The organism is uncultured Mailhella sp. (genome assembly GCF_944324575.1).
Classification (GTDB): domain Bacteria; phylum Desulfobacterota; class Desulfovibrionia; order Desulfovibrionales; family Desulfovibrionaceae; genus Mailhella.
In genome coordinates this window covers 1-16,910 of record NZ_CALUWV010000001.1, presented here as the reverse complement: position 1 = coordinate 16,910, position 16,910 = coordinate 1, and the positions used below count along the sequence as shown (strand labels likewise).

13 protein-coding genes are annotated in these 16,910 nt (G+C 59.0%); 6 read left to right on the top strand and 7 right to left on the bottom strand.

Translation table 11 applies throughout. From position 1 onward, the window contains the following. Positions 1–50: 50 nt before the first annotated feature. The 4 genes from Q0J81_RS00065 to Q0J81_RS00050 form a co-directional block, all read right to left on the bottom strand. On the bottom strand, positions 51–1,958 hold the full coding sequence (locus Q0J81_RS00065; protein ID WP_294445339.1) for a TRAP transporter large permease subunit: 1,908 nt from the start codon (positions 1,956–1,958) through the stop codon (positions 51–53). Between the two features lie 87 nt (positions 1,959–2,045). Next, a complete protein-coding gene (locus tag Q0J81_RS00060) occupies positions 2,046–3,110 on the bottom strand; it encodes a TRAP transporter substrate-binding protein (RefSeq protein ID WP_294445338.1) in 1,065 nt (354 codons plus the stop codon). A gap of 322 nt (positions 3,111–3,432) precedes the next feature. Further along, positions 3,433–3,630: a ferredoxin family protein gene (locus Q0J81_RS00055; RefSeq protein WP_294445336.1), complete on the bottom strand. Its 198-nt coding sequence runs from the start codon at positions 3,628–3,630 to the stop codon at positions 3,433–3,435. A 56-nt stretch (positions 3,631–3,686) separates the two neighbouring features. Then, complete coding sequence (locus Q0J81_RS00050; RefSeq protein ID WP_294445335.1) at positions 3,687–5,324, bottom strand: FAD-dependent oxidoreductase; 1,638 nt, start codon at positions 5,322–5,324, stop codon at positions 3,687–3,689. A gap of 361 nt (positions 5,325–5,685) precedes the next feature. Here Q0J81_RS00050 and Q0J81_RS00045 point away from each other — a divergent pair, with 361 nt between their 5' ends. After that, positions 5,686–7,431, top strand: coding sequence for a sigma 54-interacting transcriptional regulator (locus tag Q0J81_RS00045; RefSeq protein ID WP_294445334.1), 1,746 nt, complete (start codon positions 5,686–5,688; stop codon positions 7,429–7,431). A gap of 137 nt (positions 7,432–7,568) precedes the next feature. On the opposite strand, the gene trpB is transcribed toward Q0J81_RS00045, so the two are convergent. Both trpB and hypD read right to left on the bottom strand, forming a co-directional pair. Then, positions 7,569–8,783, bottom strand: coding sequence for a tryptophan synthase subunit beta (gene trpB, locus Q0J81_RS00040; protein ID WP_294445333.1), 1,215 nt, complete (start codon positions 8,781–8,783; stop codon positions 7,569–7,571). A 256-nt stretch (positions 8,784–9,039) separates the two neighbouring features. Then, positions 9,040–10,146, bottom strand: a complete 1,107-nt coding sequence (hypD, locus tag Q0J81_RS00035; RefSeq protein WP_294445332.1) for a hydrogenase formation protein HypD — start codon at positions 10,144–10,146, stop codon at positions 9,040–9,042. 313 nt (positions 10,147–10,459) lie between these two features. Between hypD and rpsL the strand changes: the two genes are divergently transcribed. The 5 genes from rpsL (at position 10,460) to Q0J81_RS00010 (ending at position 14,623) form a co-directional block, all read left to right on the top strand. Next, on the top strand, positions 10,460–10,834 hold the full coding sequence (rpsL, locus tag Q0J81_RS00030; protein WP_077073592.1) for a 30S ribosomal protein S12: 375 nt from the start codon (positions 10,460–10,462) through the stop codon (positions 10,832–10,834). Positions 10,835–10,913: 79 nt separating this feature from the next. Further along, positions 10,914–11,384 carry a 30S ribosomal protein S7 gene (gene rpsG, locus Q0J81_RS00025; RefSeq protein WP_294445329.1) on the top strand — a complete coding sequence of 157 codons (471 nt, stop codon included), beginning with the start codon at positions 10,914–10,916 and terminating at the stop codon, positions 11,382–11,384. A gap of 6 nt (positions 11,385–11,390) precedes the next feature. Next, complete coding sequence (gene fusA, locus Q0J81_RS00020; protein WP_294445328.1) at positions 11,391–13,466, top strand: elongation factor G; 2,076 nt, start codon at positions 11,391–11,393, stop codon at positions 13,464–13,466. Between the two features lie 76 nt (positions 13,467–13,542). Then, the gene (locus tag Q0J81_RS00015) at positions 13,543–14,124 is read left to right on the top strand and encodes a sugar O-acetyltransferase (RefSeq protein WP_294445326.1); all 582 of its coding nucleotides are present in this window, start codon (positions 13,543–13,545) and stop codon (positions 14,122–14,124) included. 88 nt (positions 14,125–14,212) lie between these two features. Continuing rightward, positions 14,213–14,623: an OsmC family protein gene (locus Q0J81_RS00010; RefSeq protein ID WP_294445325.1), complete on the top strand. Its 411-nt coding sequence runs from the start codon at positions 14,213–14,215 to the stop codon at positions 14,621–14,623. 643 nt (positions 14,624–15,266) lie between these two features. Here Q0J81_RS00010 and Q0J81_RS00005 read toward each other — a convergent pair. Further along, positions 15,267–15,734 (bottom strand): universal stress protein, encoded by a 468-nt coding sequence (locus Q0J81_RS00005; RefSeq protein WP_294445323.1) that lies wholly within the window; start codon positions 15,732–15,734, stop codon positions 15,267–15,269. Positions 15,735–16,910: the final 1,176 nt, after the last annotated feature.

Genomic DNA, 16,910 nt, shown 5'->3' with positions numbered 1-16,910 from the left:
CGGCCCTTCTCGGACCGGAAACCGGGCGCTCCGACAGCTCTTCCGCCTTCTCAGCGCATGACGGCGGGAAGCCAGGTGGCCAGCGGGGGGAAGATGAGAATGAGCACGATGACGAGGGCAAGTCCGATGATGAAGGGCACCGACGCCCGGAACATGGCTCCCAGGGGAATGGAGGCCACGGACTTCATGACGAAGAGGTTGATGCCGAAAGGAGGCGTGATGGAGGCCATGTTCATCATGATGACCATGAGCACGCCGAACCATATGAGATCCCAGTGGAACATGTGGGCGATGGGCACGAAGATGGGCACGCACACCAGCATGAGCGGCATGGCGGGCACAAAGCAGCCGAGGAAAAGCAGCACCACGATGATGGCCGTCATGGTGGCCCATCCGGGCATGCCCATGGCGCCTATGCTGCTTGCCAGTATGGAGGGAATGCGGCTCAGAGTCATGAGATAGCCGAGCACGGTCGCGCCGGTAAGCACCGTGAACGACATGGTGATGAACTTGGAGGCATCGTTCAGGCTGGCGATGAACTTCTTCAGCGTAAAGCGACGGAGAAAAAGCGCGATGAGGAGCGTGCCCACGGAGCCTATGGCGCCGCCTTCCGTAGCCGTGAACATACCGGCATAAATGCCGCCGATGACCAGAATGAACAGCAGAAGTATGGGCAGGGCCGAAGCAAGGGAACGCATGCGCACCGGAAGCGGCATTTTTTCCACCGTGGGCGCCAGCGAGGGCTTGCGCCACACCATGAACCATATGGTCAGGCAGTACACCAGCATGCACAGAAGCCCGGGGAACACGCCCGCCATGAACAGATCGGCGATGGACTGCTCGGCAAGCACGCCGTAAAGAATGAACATGGCACTCGGCGGAATGAGGCAGCCTATGGTGCCGGAACAGGCCAGCGTACCCACGGCAAGCTCGTCGTCGTAGCCTGCGGAACGCATTTCGGGAAGGGCTATGGCCGACATGGCGATGGTGCCGGAAAGAGAATCGCCCACCACGGCGCCGAAGGCCGTGCACGCGCATACGCTGCCCTGAGCAAGGCCGCCGCGAAGATGACCGAGCCACTTTCGCGCACATTCATAGAGGTCCCGGCCGAGATCGCCGTAGAAGCAGAAGTAGCCCATGACCATGAAGAACATGAGCGGCGACCAGGTATAGCTTGCCGACGTGGAGAACATGGCCTTGCCGTAGAAGTTCAGCGTGGCCGTGAGTCCGCGAATGGACCCGGAGAACATGAAGCCCGTGGCCATGAGGGCGAGCGCCACCGACATGCCGCTCAAAAAGAGCAGGAACATGACCACGATGCCGATGCAGCCTATGACCACGCTGCTCACGCCCATGAGACGATGGGAACCGAGGTACCAGGCGATGAGCACGGGAATGATGCCCGCCGCCCAGACGATGACAAGACGGGTCGTACCCATCTTCGACACCTTGTGCAGCGAAACCAGAAAATCCCACAGGAAGGAAAGCGCAAGCGTGACGAAGCCGAACACCACGAACCATACGAAGGGCTCGTAGGGAATGCCGAGCAGGCCTGTGGTGCTCTTGACGGTGAGAGCATAGCGCCCTGTGGCCCAGATGCAGAGCACGCATACGGCAAGGCTCCAGATATTGGTCACGGCTTCCAGCGTGTTTCTGTCATCGTCCTTCAGCGCGCCTGTGACCACGTCCATAATGACGTGGCTCTTGTTCCACTGCCCGTAGGCTATGGCCGAAAAAACCACGATGGACATGAGCATTTCGGTGACTTCATAGGTGCCGGGCAGAGGCGAATTGAAAAAATACCGCAGGAAAACGTCCAGAAAGGTCAGAATGACCATGCCCATGAACACGATCATGCCGCCGGCACTGAGCCACTTGCAGAACGTGCTTATGGCATTGGCCGCAGGTTCCAGAACTCGAAGCAGACTTCCGGACGCTCCGGTGCAGCTCTCATACATATCCTTCCCCCATATCGATGAAACAAGATGACATATCATGCGGTCCTTCCCTCTCACAGATCCCGGGAAGGACCGCAGCTCTCTATCTTACTGAGCGAACATCTGATGCAGACGCGACTCGTTCCACTTCGCGTTGTACTGCGCCTCGAGTTCCCGTGTCCTCGCCGCTATGGCGTCTCCGGGAAGTCCCAGTTCGTTGAGCTTGTCTATCCACTCCTGCTGCACGGGCTCGATGAGCTCGGCCGCCTTGCTGTACTCATCTTCGGAAAGGAAATGAATCTCGCCCTTCATGTCGTCGCGCCAGATTCTGGCGGATTCGTACTGATCGTCGTTCCAGAACTTTTCGAACAGATCCACGGCGTACTCGCCGGACATGTCGTCGATGACCTTCTGAAGGTCTTCAGGCATGTCGTCATAAATTTCCTGACTCATGGCGCAGTAGAAGGGGCCGCCCACGAGGTTGAGGGGCAGAAGATGCTTGATGAGATCGCCGAAACGGCGGCTCACCAGAAGCTGGAAGTTGCAGGTGGCGCCGTCCACTATGCCCTGCTGCAGTGCCATGTACACTTCACCCGCAGGCATGGTCACGGCGGAAGCGCCGAGCGCGTTCACCTTGGCCGCGGCCACGGCGCCGCCTATGCAGGCTATCTTCATGCCGCGCAGATCTTCAATGCTCGTCACCGGCTTGATGGTGCCTATGAGCATGCCTATGGGCAGACAGTGCGTAAAAAGGAGCTTCGCGCCTTCAAGCTCCTTCATGACTACGGGAAATTCCTTCTGGATGGTCAGCAGAATCTCGGTAGGATGATCCTGAGAGCGGGTCACATCGGTGAAGTCCGCCATACGCTCATGATAGGGGAACTGACCGAAAGCCACGGTGAAACTCGATTCAGTCATGTCGGCAAGACCGTTCTTCACGGAATCGTAGGCCTCTCCCTGCTTGCTGAGGGCTTCGGCAAAATACGGTTCCACCTTGATGCGTCCGCCGGAACGGCGTTCCAGTTCCTCGACCCACGGCTTGAGGGCGTTGGTCCAGCGCTTGTGCACGGGAGGAATGGGCAGGTTGAGGCTGAGCGTATAGTCAGCGGCGAAACCTTGAACGGCGGGGAGGAGCAGGGCCGCGGCAAGCATGGATGCGATGAGCTTCTTCATGTCTTTTCCTTCACTGATTCTACGGGTCCAACGGAAAGTACGGTATGCTGCCCTCCGCATTGCGGCCCGCACGAAAACGGCTGACCACGCAGGCTTGGGAGAACAGAAAAAAGGCGACGTGCCGGGCACGGTGCGGCCGGAACTTCCGGCCGCAGAGGCGGCGCGCCGCCCGAAAAACAGGGAACGACAGGCTGAAAATCTGCCGGCAGGCTCGGGACAACATCCTGTTTCAGACTCATCCAAAGGGCGCAGCTCTGCGCTCCCCTGCCCGCCGGGGCGGACACGGACCTTGTCCGCATCCGCCGGAACATGACGAGACAGTCTAGAGTCTCGTATGCAGGGGGAACTCAAAGCTTATGGCCGACTGCGTGCAGGCCACGCGGCAGCAGCCGCAATGCCAGCACTCGTCGGGAAAGGCGACTTCCGGAGTCTCCTTGCCCATGCGCAGCACATAGCCGGGGCAGTTGGTGACGCACTTCTGACACTTCACGCACTTCTTTTCATCGAATACGGGAGGCATATCTCTACTCCTGAAACACGGTGAGAGCTTTTAGAGGGAAGATCCGAAAAACGCCGTCATTTCCAGGCGAACTCGACAGCGCCGTCCGCAGCAAGGCTGGTCGCAAGCGGACGGTTCAGCGACGGATCGAGATCGGGATAGTCTGCGCGGCGATACATGGTGCGGCCGGATTCCTTTCTCTGGAGACAGGCCTGAATGTACACGCGGCAGAGCTTGAACAGCTCGCGGCTCTCATGCACGCGCATGAGCTCACGGAAGTCGGAGGCTCCGAGGCGGGGCAGATATTCCTCAAGCACCTTCATGCTCTCAAGAGCCCTCAGCATGCTGCCCTCGGTGCGCTGGAAGCCTACATAGTAGTCCATGACCTGACGCAGGCCGTCTTCAAACGTGGTGTAGGAAACGGGACGAGCGCAGGGACGGATCAGCGGATCGTAAAGGGTGCTGAACCAGGAATCCACTTCCGCCTGATCGATGGCGGGCATGGACGTTTCTGCGGCACGGGCGGCGGCGAAGCGGCCGGCACTGTAGCCGAGGCACATGGCGCCGGAGAAGTTGCCGAGAAGGCTCGAGGTGTAGAGATTGCGCACGTCGGTTTCCTGTTCGTCGGAGCAGGCCACGAGACCGCCGATGAGCCTCTCGCCTATTTCCACTTCCAGCGGGGCCTTCGTGAAGTCGATGTTGCGGGCGCGGCAGTAGTCCAGATAGGTCTCCTTGTCGCCGGGCATGAGATCGTACTGAAGATGTCTCGCGTCCTCGGCGGAGAAGTGCGTCATGTCCATGACGAAGGGCGGGCCGGAACCCTCAAGCATTTCATTGTAGGTGCCCATGACCTGATGCACGCGAAGACCGTTTTCCCACATGGGATCGTACTTGCCCATGAAGCGCTCGCCCTTGGCGTTGAGCTCCCTGCCGCCCATGTTGTTGATGCCGTTCATGCCGGGAGCGCCCCAGCCCTTGGGCAGCATGGTGCACATGTCGGAGGTCTCCATGGCGTTCACGGAAGCGCCGGCCTCGAGCGCCAGCACCTGCTGACTGCCGGTGACATACGGGGAATACCATACGTTGAAGGGTTTGTGCGTGGAGTTGTTGGACACGCGCTCGGACACAAGACCGAAGCAGAGCACGGCAGTCTTGCAGCGAATGACCACAAAATCGCCGTTCTTCACGTTCCAGCCGAGGCATCCCGCAATGCGGTCGTCGTCCTTCAGAAGAGCCAGCACCTGAACGTTGTCCACAACCTTGACGCCCATCTTGCGGATGTACTTCGCCAGCTTGGGCTTCACGGTAAAGCCGTGGTCAATGTGAATCCACCACGCGCCGGGCTGACCGAAGCCCACCGAACGCATGTAGGAACCGTCGGGGTTGTGCTTGAACTCAAGCCCCGCCTCTTCCAGAATGCTGATGCAGGGCTTCATGGACTCGTACATATTGCGGACCACGCCGCGGGTCATGCCGGTGACCGGCGTGGCCCAGTAGTCGGCCAGATCCTCATAGCCGTCGTGCTCATCCACGTCGAGAACGGCCATGAAGTGGTCGTTGCCGCCTCCAAGGTTGCCCGAGCTTTCCAGCCGGCCCTTGTCCACCATAAGAACGTCCGCACCGGCCCTGCGCGCGGCAATGGCCGCGCCGCAGCCCGAAGCGCCCGATCCCAGCACCAGTACGTCCGTTTCATAAAGTTTCTTGTCGAATTCCATGCGATTTCTCCTGGCGTTAGAGAACATTGACAAGATGAGAAAGCCTCCGACAGCAGGCTTTCCGCCTCATTCATGCCCTGTTTACTGCCAGAATCGTGCCAATCGGTTCATTTTTATACAAACAAAATAATATCAATATATTATTAAAAAATGGCAATCAATACGGACTGTTAATCACGCCAAAAATGGCGTTTTTCTTCTTGTGAAAAAATAACACAATTATACTATAATACACCGATATCAATAAATTTTAAAGAATAAGACATATTATGGCATTTCATGCCATTTTTGACATTTTTTCATGCTTTTCCTACATTGAATCTTAACGAGCACGCAATATCCGGCAAGAGGAGGACGCCACGTGACCCAGGATTCCTTTCTTGATCTGCCCTCTTTCTTTCTCTCGCAGGAAGGCCGCGTCCTGTGGTGGAACGACGCCTGCAGGGCCTTCACCGGCCAGGATGAGGAACACATGAAGAACGTTCCTCTCTGGGAAGCCTTTCACAACTCCCCTAAAAAACTGCCTGCCGAAATGCTGCTTGAAGCCTGGAATTCAGGCGTCCTGCCCATTTCCGAATCAGGCGCCGCCGACGACACGGCGTACCGGTCGCGCATCATTTCCGTGGAAAGGCCCTTTTCCTGCACGCTCTGGACCTGGAGCCGTCTGGCCGTCGATGAAAAAACCGGCACGCACGGCGTCATTCAGCTTTTCGCACCCGCAAGACTCGAGCAGGCCGTGGAGGACTCGCCCCTGGTCAGGCTCATCATCGACCGCTTTCCTCTGCCCGTGGCACTCATGAAGAATCACCGGTTCTATCTCGTGAACAGGGCCTACATGGACCTTGTGCACTGCGACGATCAGGCCGAGATATGCGGGAAGCCCGGAGACTATTTCATCGACGAGAGCGACAAGCCCCGCTTCAACAGACTCAACAGCAACAACCATCAGCAGATTGTAAGCGGCAACACCTACCGCTGGCGCTACCGCACCACGGAAGGAGAACTCAGGCACGTCATAGGTCACCCCAGCGTGCTTTCCTGGAGCGACGGCGCCATACTTCTCAGCACGCTCACCGACGACACGGACAACGTGCTGCGGGAGCAGTCCATACTTGCGGAGCAGAAGGAGCTGAAGGCAAGAATACGTTCGCTTCTTCAGAAGGTCGGACAGCATGACGACATCTTCTTCGGGGAAAGTCCCGCCATACAGGAGCTCATGCAGAATGTCGTCACCTCCGCCAGGAGCGATTCCAACATCGTCATCACCGGAGAAACGGGCACGGGAAAAAGTCTTCTGGCAAGGCTCATCCACAAGCTCAGCCCGAGAAGCGACAAGCCCTTCATTTCCGTAAACTGCGGCGCCATTCCCGAAAACCTCATGGAAAACGAGTTCTTCGGCCATATCAAAGGCGCGTTCACCGGAGCCGTGAGCAACAGCACGGGATTTTTCGGCGCGGCTGACGGCGGCACCCTTTTTCTGGACGAAGTGGGCGAGCTCAGTCTCTCCATGCAGGTCAAGCTTCTGCAGGCCATAGAGTCACGCGCCTACACGCCCATAGGCAGCAGCAAGGTGCACTACTCCAACGTACGTCTCATATGCGCCACCAACTGCGACCTCATACACATGATGCAGGAAGGTACGCTGCGCAACGACTTCTTCTTCCGCATTTTCGTGGTCAATCTTCACGTTCCACCCCTCAGGGAACGACGGGAAGACATCGTACTCTTTGCCAGGTTCCTTTTCCGGAAGTTCAACACGCTGGATGCCGACCCCGTCATTCCGCCGGACATTCTGGAAAGAATTCGCCGCTACGACTGGCCCGGCAACATCCGCGAAATGCAGAACGTCATTCTCCGCTATCTGGCCACGGGCACGCTTCAGTTCCTTCACATGCAGCCTTCCTCCGTTGAACAGGAAGACGAAGAACCCCTTTCGCTGGAAGAGGCGCTTCAACAGACAAGGAAAAAATACATCGTCCGCGCACTCAAAAAGACCGGAGGCAACAAGAAGGAAGCGGCCGCTCTGCTTGATCTGCCGCTGCGCACCTTTCAGCGCTACTGCTCGCAGCTGGGACTCATGCGACGCCTTCCGCTTGAAAAGGCCTGAAAACTTTCCTCTCAAAATACAAAAAGCCCCGGCCGGGAACATTCCCGACACCGGGGCTTTTTATGCTTCACGAAGCATGCCGCATGGCATTTCGGAGCGCCGGCAGAAAAGAGCTCACCTTCCGGCAGGCGCCCCTGCTACATCTTGCCCTTCAGAAGTTCGGCAATCTGCGTCACGTCCTTGTCGCCGCGGCCGGAGAGACAGACCATGATGATCTTGTCCTTGTCCAGCGTGGGCGCAAGACGCATGGCATGGGCAAGGGCGTGGGAGGATTCCAGCGCGGGAATGATGCCTTCCCTGCGGGACAGAACCATAAACGCGTTCACGGCTTCCTCGTCGGTGACGGTGACGTATTCGGCGCGGCCGGAATCCTTGAGCTGGCAGTGTTCCGGGCCTACGCCGGGATAGTCGAGTCCGGCGGAAATGGAATACACGGGAGCCACGCCGCCCTTCTCGTCCTGGAGCAGATAGCCGTTGAAACCGTGCAGAATGCCGGGCTTGCCCTTGCACAGGCTTGCGGCGTGCTGGCCGTAGCCCATGCCCTTGCCGCCGGGCTCCACGCCCACGAGCTTCACTTCCGCATCGTCGAGGAATCCCGCGAACATGCCTATGGAATTGGAACCGCCGCCCACGCAGGCCACGGCGTAGTCGGGAAGACGACCTATCTGCTCAATGCTCTGAGCGCGCGCCTCACGACCGATGACGGACTGGAAGTGGCGAACCATGACGGGATAGGGATGCGGGCCCACGGCGGAGCCGAGCACATAGAACATGCTGGGATCATTCACGAAGCAGTCAAGCGCTTCGTCCACGGCCTCCTTGAGGGTACGCTGACCGCTCATGGCTGGACGCACTTCCGCGCCCATCATGCGCATGCGGAACACGTTGAGGGCCTGACGGTGCATGTCCTCTTCGCCCATGTAAACGACGCATTCCATGCCGAAGAGCGCGGCCGTGGCGGCCGTGGCCACGCCGTGCTGCCCCGCGCCGGTTTCCGCCACAAGGCGAGTCTTGCCCATGCGCTTGGCAAGAAGCACCTGGCCCAGCGTGTTGTTGATCTTGTGCGCGCCGAGATGGTTCAGATCCTCGCGCTTGAGGTAGATCTGCGCGCCGCCGAGCTCACGGCTCAGATTGCGGCAGTGGAAAATGGGAGAGGGACGCCCGCAGTAGTGGGTGAAAAGATCGGCAAGCTCGGCCTGAAATTCAGGATCGTCGCGATATTTGATGAAGGCTTCGTTGACTTCGTTCAGGACCTTCTTGAGAGGCTCGGGAACGAACTGGCCGCCGTAGGGTCCGAAGAAACCGGTTTCAAAGGCCTTGGCACAAGTCTTGCTGGATTCGGAAACGCTCATGGTCTGACTCCTTCTCGGGTGGAGCCCGGCCTTCCTGTTTCCGGCTATGAAAAAACCGCGGCCGTTGCTCCGACCGCGGTTCATATACTGCTGTAAAAAGAATACTCCAGAACCCGGCCCCTTTAGCAGGGCCACCACCACATGCAGGAAAGAGTTCTGGAAGAGTTCGTGTTCATGGAGTCAGCTTTAGCGAAACCCCCTCTTTCTGTCAAGGGGAAACGCGATTTTCGGTCGCCTCCGTCCAAAGCGCTGCACCTCAGACGCCCCGGTAGCGGTACCAGGCCGCGCAGCTTCCCTCGGTGGACACCATGCACGGGCCGGTAGGATTCTGCGGCGTGCAGACCTTACCGAAAAGCGGACACTGATCCGGAGTGAGCGCGCCGCGCAGAATGTCGCCGCAGCGGCAGCCGGGAATGTGCCCTGCCTCCCCGAGCTCCAGCCCGAGGCGATCCATGGCGTCGAAGCGCTTCCACTCGTCCTTGAGGGCAAGACCGCTCTCGGGAATGACGCCGAGCCCTCGCCAGCGCGCGTCGCAGACCTGAAACACCGTGTCCATGACACGCCTTGCCTGCGGGCTGCCCTCAGAACTTACGGCGCGCATGTAGGTGTTGCCCACCTCGGGCTTTCCCCTGCGCAGCATGTCGAGCATGAGGCACAGGGCGGAAAGTATGTCGGCAGGCTCAAATCCGCCCACCACGGAGGGTCTGCCGAACTCCCCGGCCAGAAACTCAAACGGCGCAAGTCCCAGCACCACGGCCACGTGACCGGGCAGAAGAAAGGCGTCGATGCGTCGCGCGGCCTCGTCGTCGCCTTCGAGCAGCGCGCGCATGGCCGGAGGCACCAGCTTGTTGCAGGGAATGATGCAGAAATTGGAAAGCCCCATGTTTTTCGCGGTCATGACGGCTCCGGCCATGACGGGGGCGGTGGTCTCAAAGCCCACGGAAGGAAAAACCACCGTGTCGCCGGGATGTTCGGCCGCCAGCTTTACGGCGTCGAGCGGAGAGTAGACCACCTGCACGCGGGCCCCCTCGGCCATGGCGTGCTTGAGGGAACGGCCGTCAGGCCCGGGCACGCGCAGAAGGTCGCCGAAGGTGGCCACGATGACACCCGGCCTTTCCGCCGCATGGATGAAGGCCGCCACCTCGGAATCGTGAGTGACGCACACCGGACATCCCGGCCCGGAAAGATGCTCAAGCCCCTCCGGCAGCAGTGACCGCAGGCCGCTGCGGAAAATGGACACCGTGTGCGTGCCGCACACTTCCATGAAGCGCACGGGCCTGCCGAGCGCCTCAAGCTCGGCGCTCAGCCTGTCGAGCAGCGCGCGGCACAGCGCCGGATCGTGAAACTGGGAAGATATGTCCATGCGGCCTCCTGAAAAAACGTGTTTCTCTCTGGGGTAAGCGCGAGAACGCGCCCTGTCAACGCAGGGCAGAAATCCGGGCAGACACGCGGCAGATGTTGATGCACGGGAAGCGAACCTCCTTCCCGTGCCGGCAGAGCCCGCGTCCCCTCGAAAGCCCGCCTTCGGGACGTTCCGGTTTTCCCTGCGGCGCAGAACGGCGCAAGGACGGAACTCCACGCCGGAATCAGCAAAAAATACCTTGACAAATTAACCATTCAAAGATATTTGATAGCGTTCTTTGGCCTAACTTTGTGTTTTTATTTTGGAGGAACACATGCCTACTATTCAGCAGCTTATCCGTATCGAACGGAAGAAGGTGGTGAAGAGAAAGAAGACCCCGGCCCTGCAGGAATGCCCCCAGCGCCGCGGCGTGTGCACCCGCGTGTACACCACCACCCCCAAGAAGCCTAACTCCGCTCTTCGTAAGGTCGCCCGTGTGCGCCTGACCAACGGCATCGAAGTTTCGGCTTACATCCCCGGCGAAGGCCACAACCTTCAGGAACACTCCGTCGTGATGATCCGCGGCGGCCGTGTGAAGGACCTTCCCGGTGTCCGTTACCACATCGTTCGTGGTACCCTGGACACCTCCGGCGTGCAGGATCGCCGTCAGCGTCGTTCCAAGTACGGCGCCAAGCGTCCCAAGAACTGATCCTAGAGCCCCGCGCTCCATTTTTATGGCCTCTCAGTGGTTCTGAAGGCCATTGCAACTTGTTTACGGAGGAATCACCATGCCCCGCAAAGGTCCCATTGCCAAAAGGGAGATCTTGCCCGATCCTATTTACAACAGCCGCCTCGTGGCCCGCTTCGTGAACCGTCTCATGTACGACGGCAAGAAGGGCCCCGCAGAAACCATCTTCTACCGTTCGCTGGAAATTCTCGGCGAAAAGACCGGTGAAGACGCTCTGCACGCTTTCGAGAAGGCTGTGGAAAACGTGAAGCCCCACGTTGAAGTCAAGTCCCGCCGCGTCGGCGGCGCCAACTATCAGGTGCCCGTCGAAGTCCGTCCCGAACGCCAGATCTCTCTGGCTCTGCGCTGGCTCATCACCTATTCCCGCGCCCGCGGTGAAAAGGGCATGATCGCCAAGCTTTCCGCGGAACTCATTGATGCCTTCAACAACCGTGGTGGCTCCGTGAAGAAGAAGGAAGACACCCACCGCATGGCCGAAGCCAACAAGGCTTTCGCTCATTTCCGCTGGTAGGCCGCCATGTCGAACCGTACCTTTGAAATCAAGGATCTGCGCAATATCGGCATCATGGCCCATATTGACGCCGGCAAGACGACGACCACCGAACGCATCCTTTTCTACACCGGCGTGAACCACAAGATTGGTGAAACGCACGAAGGCGAGTCCACCATGGACTGGATGGAACAGGAAAAGGAACGCGGCATCACCATCACTTCCGCCGCCACCCACTGCCAGTGGAAGGGCCGCACCATCAACATCATCGACACCCCCGGACACGTGGACTTCACCATTGAAGTGGAACGTTCCCTGCGCGTGCTCGACGGTGCCGTGGCCGTGTTCGACGGCGTGAACGGTGTGGAACCCCAGTCTGAAACGGTGTGGCGTCAGGCCAACCGCTACAACGTGCCCCGTATCTGCTTCATCAACAAGATGGACAGAATCGGCGCCGACTTCTTCCACTCCGTCCAGACCATCCATGACCGCCTGAAGGCCAACCCCGTCATGATGCAGCTGCCCATCGGCCACGAAGATGAATTCCGTGGCGTGGTGGACCTCATCAAGGGCAAGGCCATCATGTTCGACAAGGAAAGCAAGGGTTCCAACTTCTGGGAAGAGGACATCCCCGCCGACCTCATGGACATGTACGAAGAAAAGCGTCTGGAAATGATGGACGCCGTGGCCGAGCAGGACGAAGAGATGATGGAAAAGTACCTCGAAGAAGGTACCCTTTCCGAAGAAGATCTCCGTTACTGCATCCGTAAGGCCACCATCGCCCAGACCATCGTGCCCGTGCTGTGCGGTACCGCCTTCCGCAACGTGGGCGTGCAGCTTCTGCTCGACGCCATCGTGGATTACCTGCCTTCTCCCCTCGACATCGAGGAAATGAAGGGCACCAATCCCGACACTGATGAGGAAGTGTTCTGCAAGCCCGACGACAAGGCTCCTCTGGCCGGTCTCGTCTTCAAGCTGGCGGCCGACCCCTATATCGGTCACCTCTCCTTCTTCCGCATCTACTCCGGTTTTGTTGAACCCGGCATGTCCGTGCTCAACTCCACCACCGGCAAGACCGAACGCATCGGTCGTATCGTGCGCATGCACGCCAACAAGCGTGAAGAAATCAAGTGGGCCGGCGCCGGCGACATCGTCGCCCTCGTGGGCCTCAAGAACGTCTCCACCGGCGACACCCTCTGCCACGACGACGCTCCCGTGGTTCTGGAATCCCTGGACATCCCGGATCCCGTTATCCAGGTTGCCATCGAACCCAAGACCAAGGCCGACCGTGACGCCCTGTCCGCCGCCCTCAACAAGCTCTCCAAGGAAGATCCTTCCTTCCGCGTGACGGGCGACGAGGAAACCGGACAGACCCTCATCGCCGGCATGGGCGAGCTGCACCTCGACATCATCGTCGACCGCCTCACCCGTGAATTCAACGTGAACGCCAACGTGGGCAAGCCCCAGGTTGCGTATCGCGAAACCATTACCAAACCCTCCAAGTCCGACACCAAGTACGCCAAGCAGTCCGGCGGTCGCGGTCAGTACGGTCATGCCGTCATCGAGATCGAACCCAATCCGGGCAAGGGCTACGAGTTCATCAACTCCATCACGGGCGGCGTCATTCCCAAGGAATACATTCCCGCCATCGACAAGGGTATTCAGGACGCCCTGAAGAGCGGCGTGCTCGCCGGCTACCCCGCCGTCGATGTGAAGGTCAACCTCGTGTTCGGTTCCTACCACGAAGTGGACTCCTCCGAACAGGCCTTCTACGTGACCGGCTCCATGGCCATCAAGGACGCCATGCGCAAGGCCAGCCCCGTGCTGCTCGAACCCATCATGAGCGTGGAAGTGGTGACTCCCGAAGACTACCTCGGCGACGTCATGGGCGACCTCAACGGTCGTCGCGGCAAGGTGCAGGCCATGGAAGCCCGCGCCGGCGCCCAGGTCATCAGCTGCTTCGTGCCGCTGTCCGAAATGTTCGGCTACGCTACCGACCTGCGCTCCCGCACTCAGGGCCGCGCCACCTTCAGCATGCAGTTCGACCACTACGAAAGAGTGCCGGCCAGCATCTCTGAAGAACTGGTAGCCAAGAAGAAATAAGCAGGGGTTACCCTGACAGGCCAAAGAACTGTGGGCCGGAGCAACTGCTCCGGCCCTTTTCTTTACCGGAGGAGCTATGACCGAACGGGAAAAAATGATTGCCGGACTGCCCTACAGCGTGATGGATGAAGAACTCATACGCCTGCACCGCGCCTGCGTGGACGCCTGCGTTCTGTGCGACGGAATACTGCCCTCAAACCTTGAACAAAGGCGGGAAAGCCTCAGACGCATTCTCGGCCGCACGGGCGAGAATTTCCTCATAGAACCCGGCTTTCGCTGCGACTACGGCTTCAACATCGAAATCGGCGAAAACTTCTTTGCCAACTACGGTCTCGTCATTCTCGACTGCGCGCCCGTCACCTTCGGCAGGAACTGCTTCATCGGGCCGCAATGCGGCATCTACACCGCCGTGCACCCGCTGGATGCCGAAGAACGGGCCTGCGGCGTGGAATGGGCAAAGCCCGTCACCGTGGGCGACGACGTGTGGATGGGAGGTCACGTCACCGTGCTTCCCGGCGTTTCCATAGGAGCAGGCTCCGTCATCGGCGCGGGCAGCGTGGTTACGCACGACGTTCCTTCCGGCGTGGTGGCCGCGGGCAATCCATGCCGCATCATCCGAGCCGTCGAAGAAAAAGACCGTTCCGGCTCAGGGCATTGACTACGATCGCTCATGCCGCTATTCGTTGCCCAAAGAGACAACTAAAGCCGTACGCTCACGCGTGCGCCCCATGCAGAGGAGTTTCCCCATGGCCAACATGAAAGCAAAATATCTCGGTGATCTGCGGGTTGAATGCACGCACCTTGCCAGCGGCACCACCATAGTCACCGACGCCCCGGTGGACAATCAGGGCAAGGGCGAAGCCTTTTCTCCCACCGATCTGTGCGCCACGGCTCTGGCCTCCTGCGCCATGACCATCATCGGCATTTATGCAAAACAGCATGACGTGGACGTGACCGGTACGGAAATTTCCATCACCAAGGTCATGAGCGCCGATCCCCGCCGCATCGGCAAAATCGAAATCGTGCTCGACATGCCCGACAGAGAATACACCGACCGGCAGAAGGCCGCCATAGAACACTGCGCTCATACCTGCCCCGTGCACCTGAGCCTTCACCCTGACGTGGAGCAGGCTTTCATCTTCCGCTGGAAGCGCTGACGCATACCCCGACTCGCACCTCTCTCCTGCTCGGGCTTGACCGGCATCCAGCCGGTCAAGCTCCCGACGGGAGAATGTTTTTGCCGTTTTTTCACGGAGCGTCGTCGGCATGCGGGCAGACTCCGCGGATTCGGCCTTCACTCCGGGAAAGACACAAGCTCTGAGTACGCCCTCAGCGTGCTTTGCATATCGCGGCTCGGCCACGTCCCCGAAACACAGACTGACCACGATGCCGCCTCTCCCGCGCCTCCCCCTTCCCCTTTTCTTCAAAAACGCCCCGCATCGGACAGACTTTCTCCGTGCATCGGCACGAGCCATCCGCGCGTACTGCCTGAGAACCTCTTTCCCTGCCGGAACATCTCATCTCCCGTTTTCTCCTCACGTCGCCATGGCCTGCCTTGAACGCACGCTCCCATAGCCTGCACCCGTTCGGCACGTCCTCCGGCCTCCTGCCTCGACGCCGCTTCGCTCTCCCCCTCTCGAAACAGTTACTAGGGATGCGCCTCTCTGCGCTCATGTCTCAACCGGCTTTTCTCTCTGAAAAAAGGCTTCTCTTTCCGCTAGGTTCCCCTGATTACCCTGGACACACAAAAGGCCCGCCTGCGCGGGGCAGACGGGCCTTCATGCTGCAAAACTTTGCCGATTAGAAATCAGGCGTGCATTCCAGGCTGAGGTCGTTGGGAATGACCATGACCGGGATGCGGGTCTTGCCGATGATGCTTTCGGAAGGCTTGTTGAACAGGGAGCCGAACAGACCCTTGGTGGACATGCTGCCGATGACGATGAGGTCGGCGCAGTACTTGTCGATCACCTTGAGCAGTTCTTCTTCGACCTTGCCTTCGGTGAGCACGATGGAGGTGTCGAGACCGGCGAAGTGCTTGTTCACATAGTTGGTAAACGCGTCTTCATTGGCCTTGCGGCTTTCTTCAATGAGCTTTTCCACCATGTTCTTGCTGCCGGTGCGGCGCAGAATGGCCTCATTGTCGGCGGCAACATGGACAAGGATGAGCTTGGCGTCGTTCTGACGGGTTATGTCGTTGACGTACTGGGCAACGTCGTCAGGATTTTCGGAAAGGCTGATGCAGCAGACAATATTGGAAAAAACAGACATGGTATCCTCCTGTTTCATGATGAGCAAGGCAAGTCGCTGTCTTCATCTACTTTCAGTAATAGGGAACCCATTGTCAAGCAGATGTAAAAAAAAACTTGCACGTCCGAAACGGTGCGGATTTAAGCGAAAAGTCAGCTTGTGCGCTCGCGCCGGGAAAGAACAAGCTTGAAAAAAAACTTTCTCTTCACGGCCTCTCCCAGCTCGTCAATCCTTCCGAAGCCGTGCGCCGCAACTTCATGTCGGACGACGGCAGGCAGTGACGGGCCTCGGCCTCCCCGTGCAGAAAACGGGGCAGGCTTTGACGCACTGCATCTGCTTTTTCATGAAAATCCTCTGAAAAAAAACAAAAAATTTTTTCAGCACCGGACAAGGGCCTGGGCCTTCTTCCCGTTTCATGAGTCGTCGGCCCCGGCAGTCCCCTCCTGTGAAATGAAGCGGCATGAATGCCGCCACACGCTTCCGGCTCTCCGACAGCAAGGAGGGAAAAAAGGCACAGACGCCTTTTCCCACGCCAATCCATCCGTCAGAGGGACTGCCATGCTCAAAAGCAGCACCGCTGCGGCTGAACGCTTCCTCCGTCACGCAGGCCGCACGGTCAGGCATGACCGACTTGCCGCGAAGTCAGAGAAAAACATTCCGGCCGCCGCAGCAACAGACGAGAGCGGCTCTTCCGAGAGGCAGAGCGCCGGCGACACCTCGCACCCTTTCGATGTTCCAGGGGCAGACGACCGTCTCCCGTCCGTACCGTACTCTCCTCTGGGCAGCCACTGCGGACAGCCCGGCGTTCCGGCAGAAGAAACAAGCCATGCCGGTCATCGAACAGCAAAGGATGCGTCTTGGGAAAACCCGCCGAACGCCCCGGCGGAACCTGCAACATGGTGTACAGACACATTGTTCCCGTTCACCATGCGCGCCTTCATGATACACAAGCGTGCATGACTGCAAAGCGCCTGTACTTCCGCGCGCCGGACAACGTACTCCGAAACGAGGCCTCCCGCCTTTCAGACTTATGTCACGCGCCGCCCGTTCCCCAATACCGTCCCCCGCGGACCCGCATTGCGGGCATTCTTCCGGTTATTCCTTCCGCTTCCGAGCGTTTAAGTCAGGACCGCCCCTTCAAGGGGCGGTTTGATTTGACCCTATAAGGGTCTATTACTCGGCTGCCCTCTTAAGAGG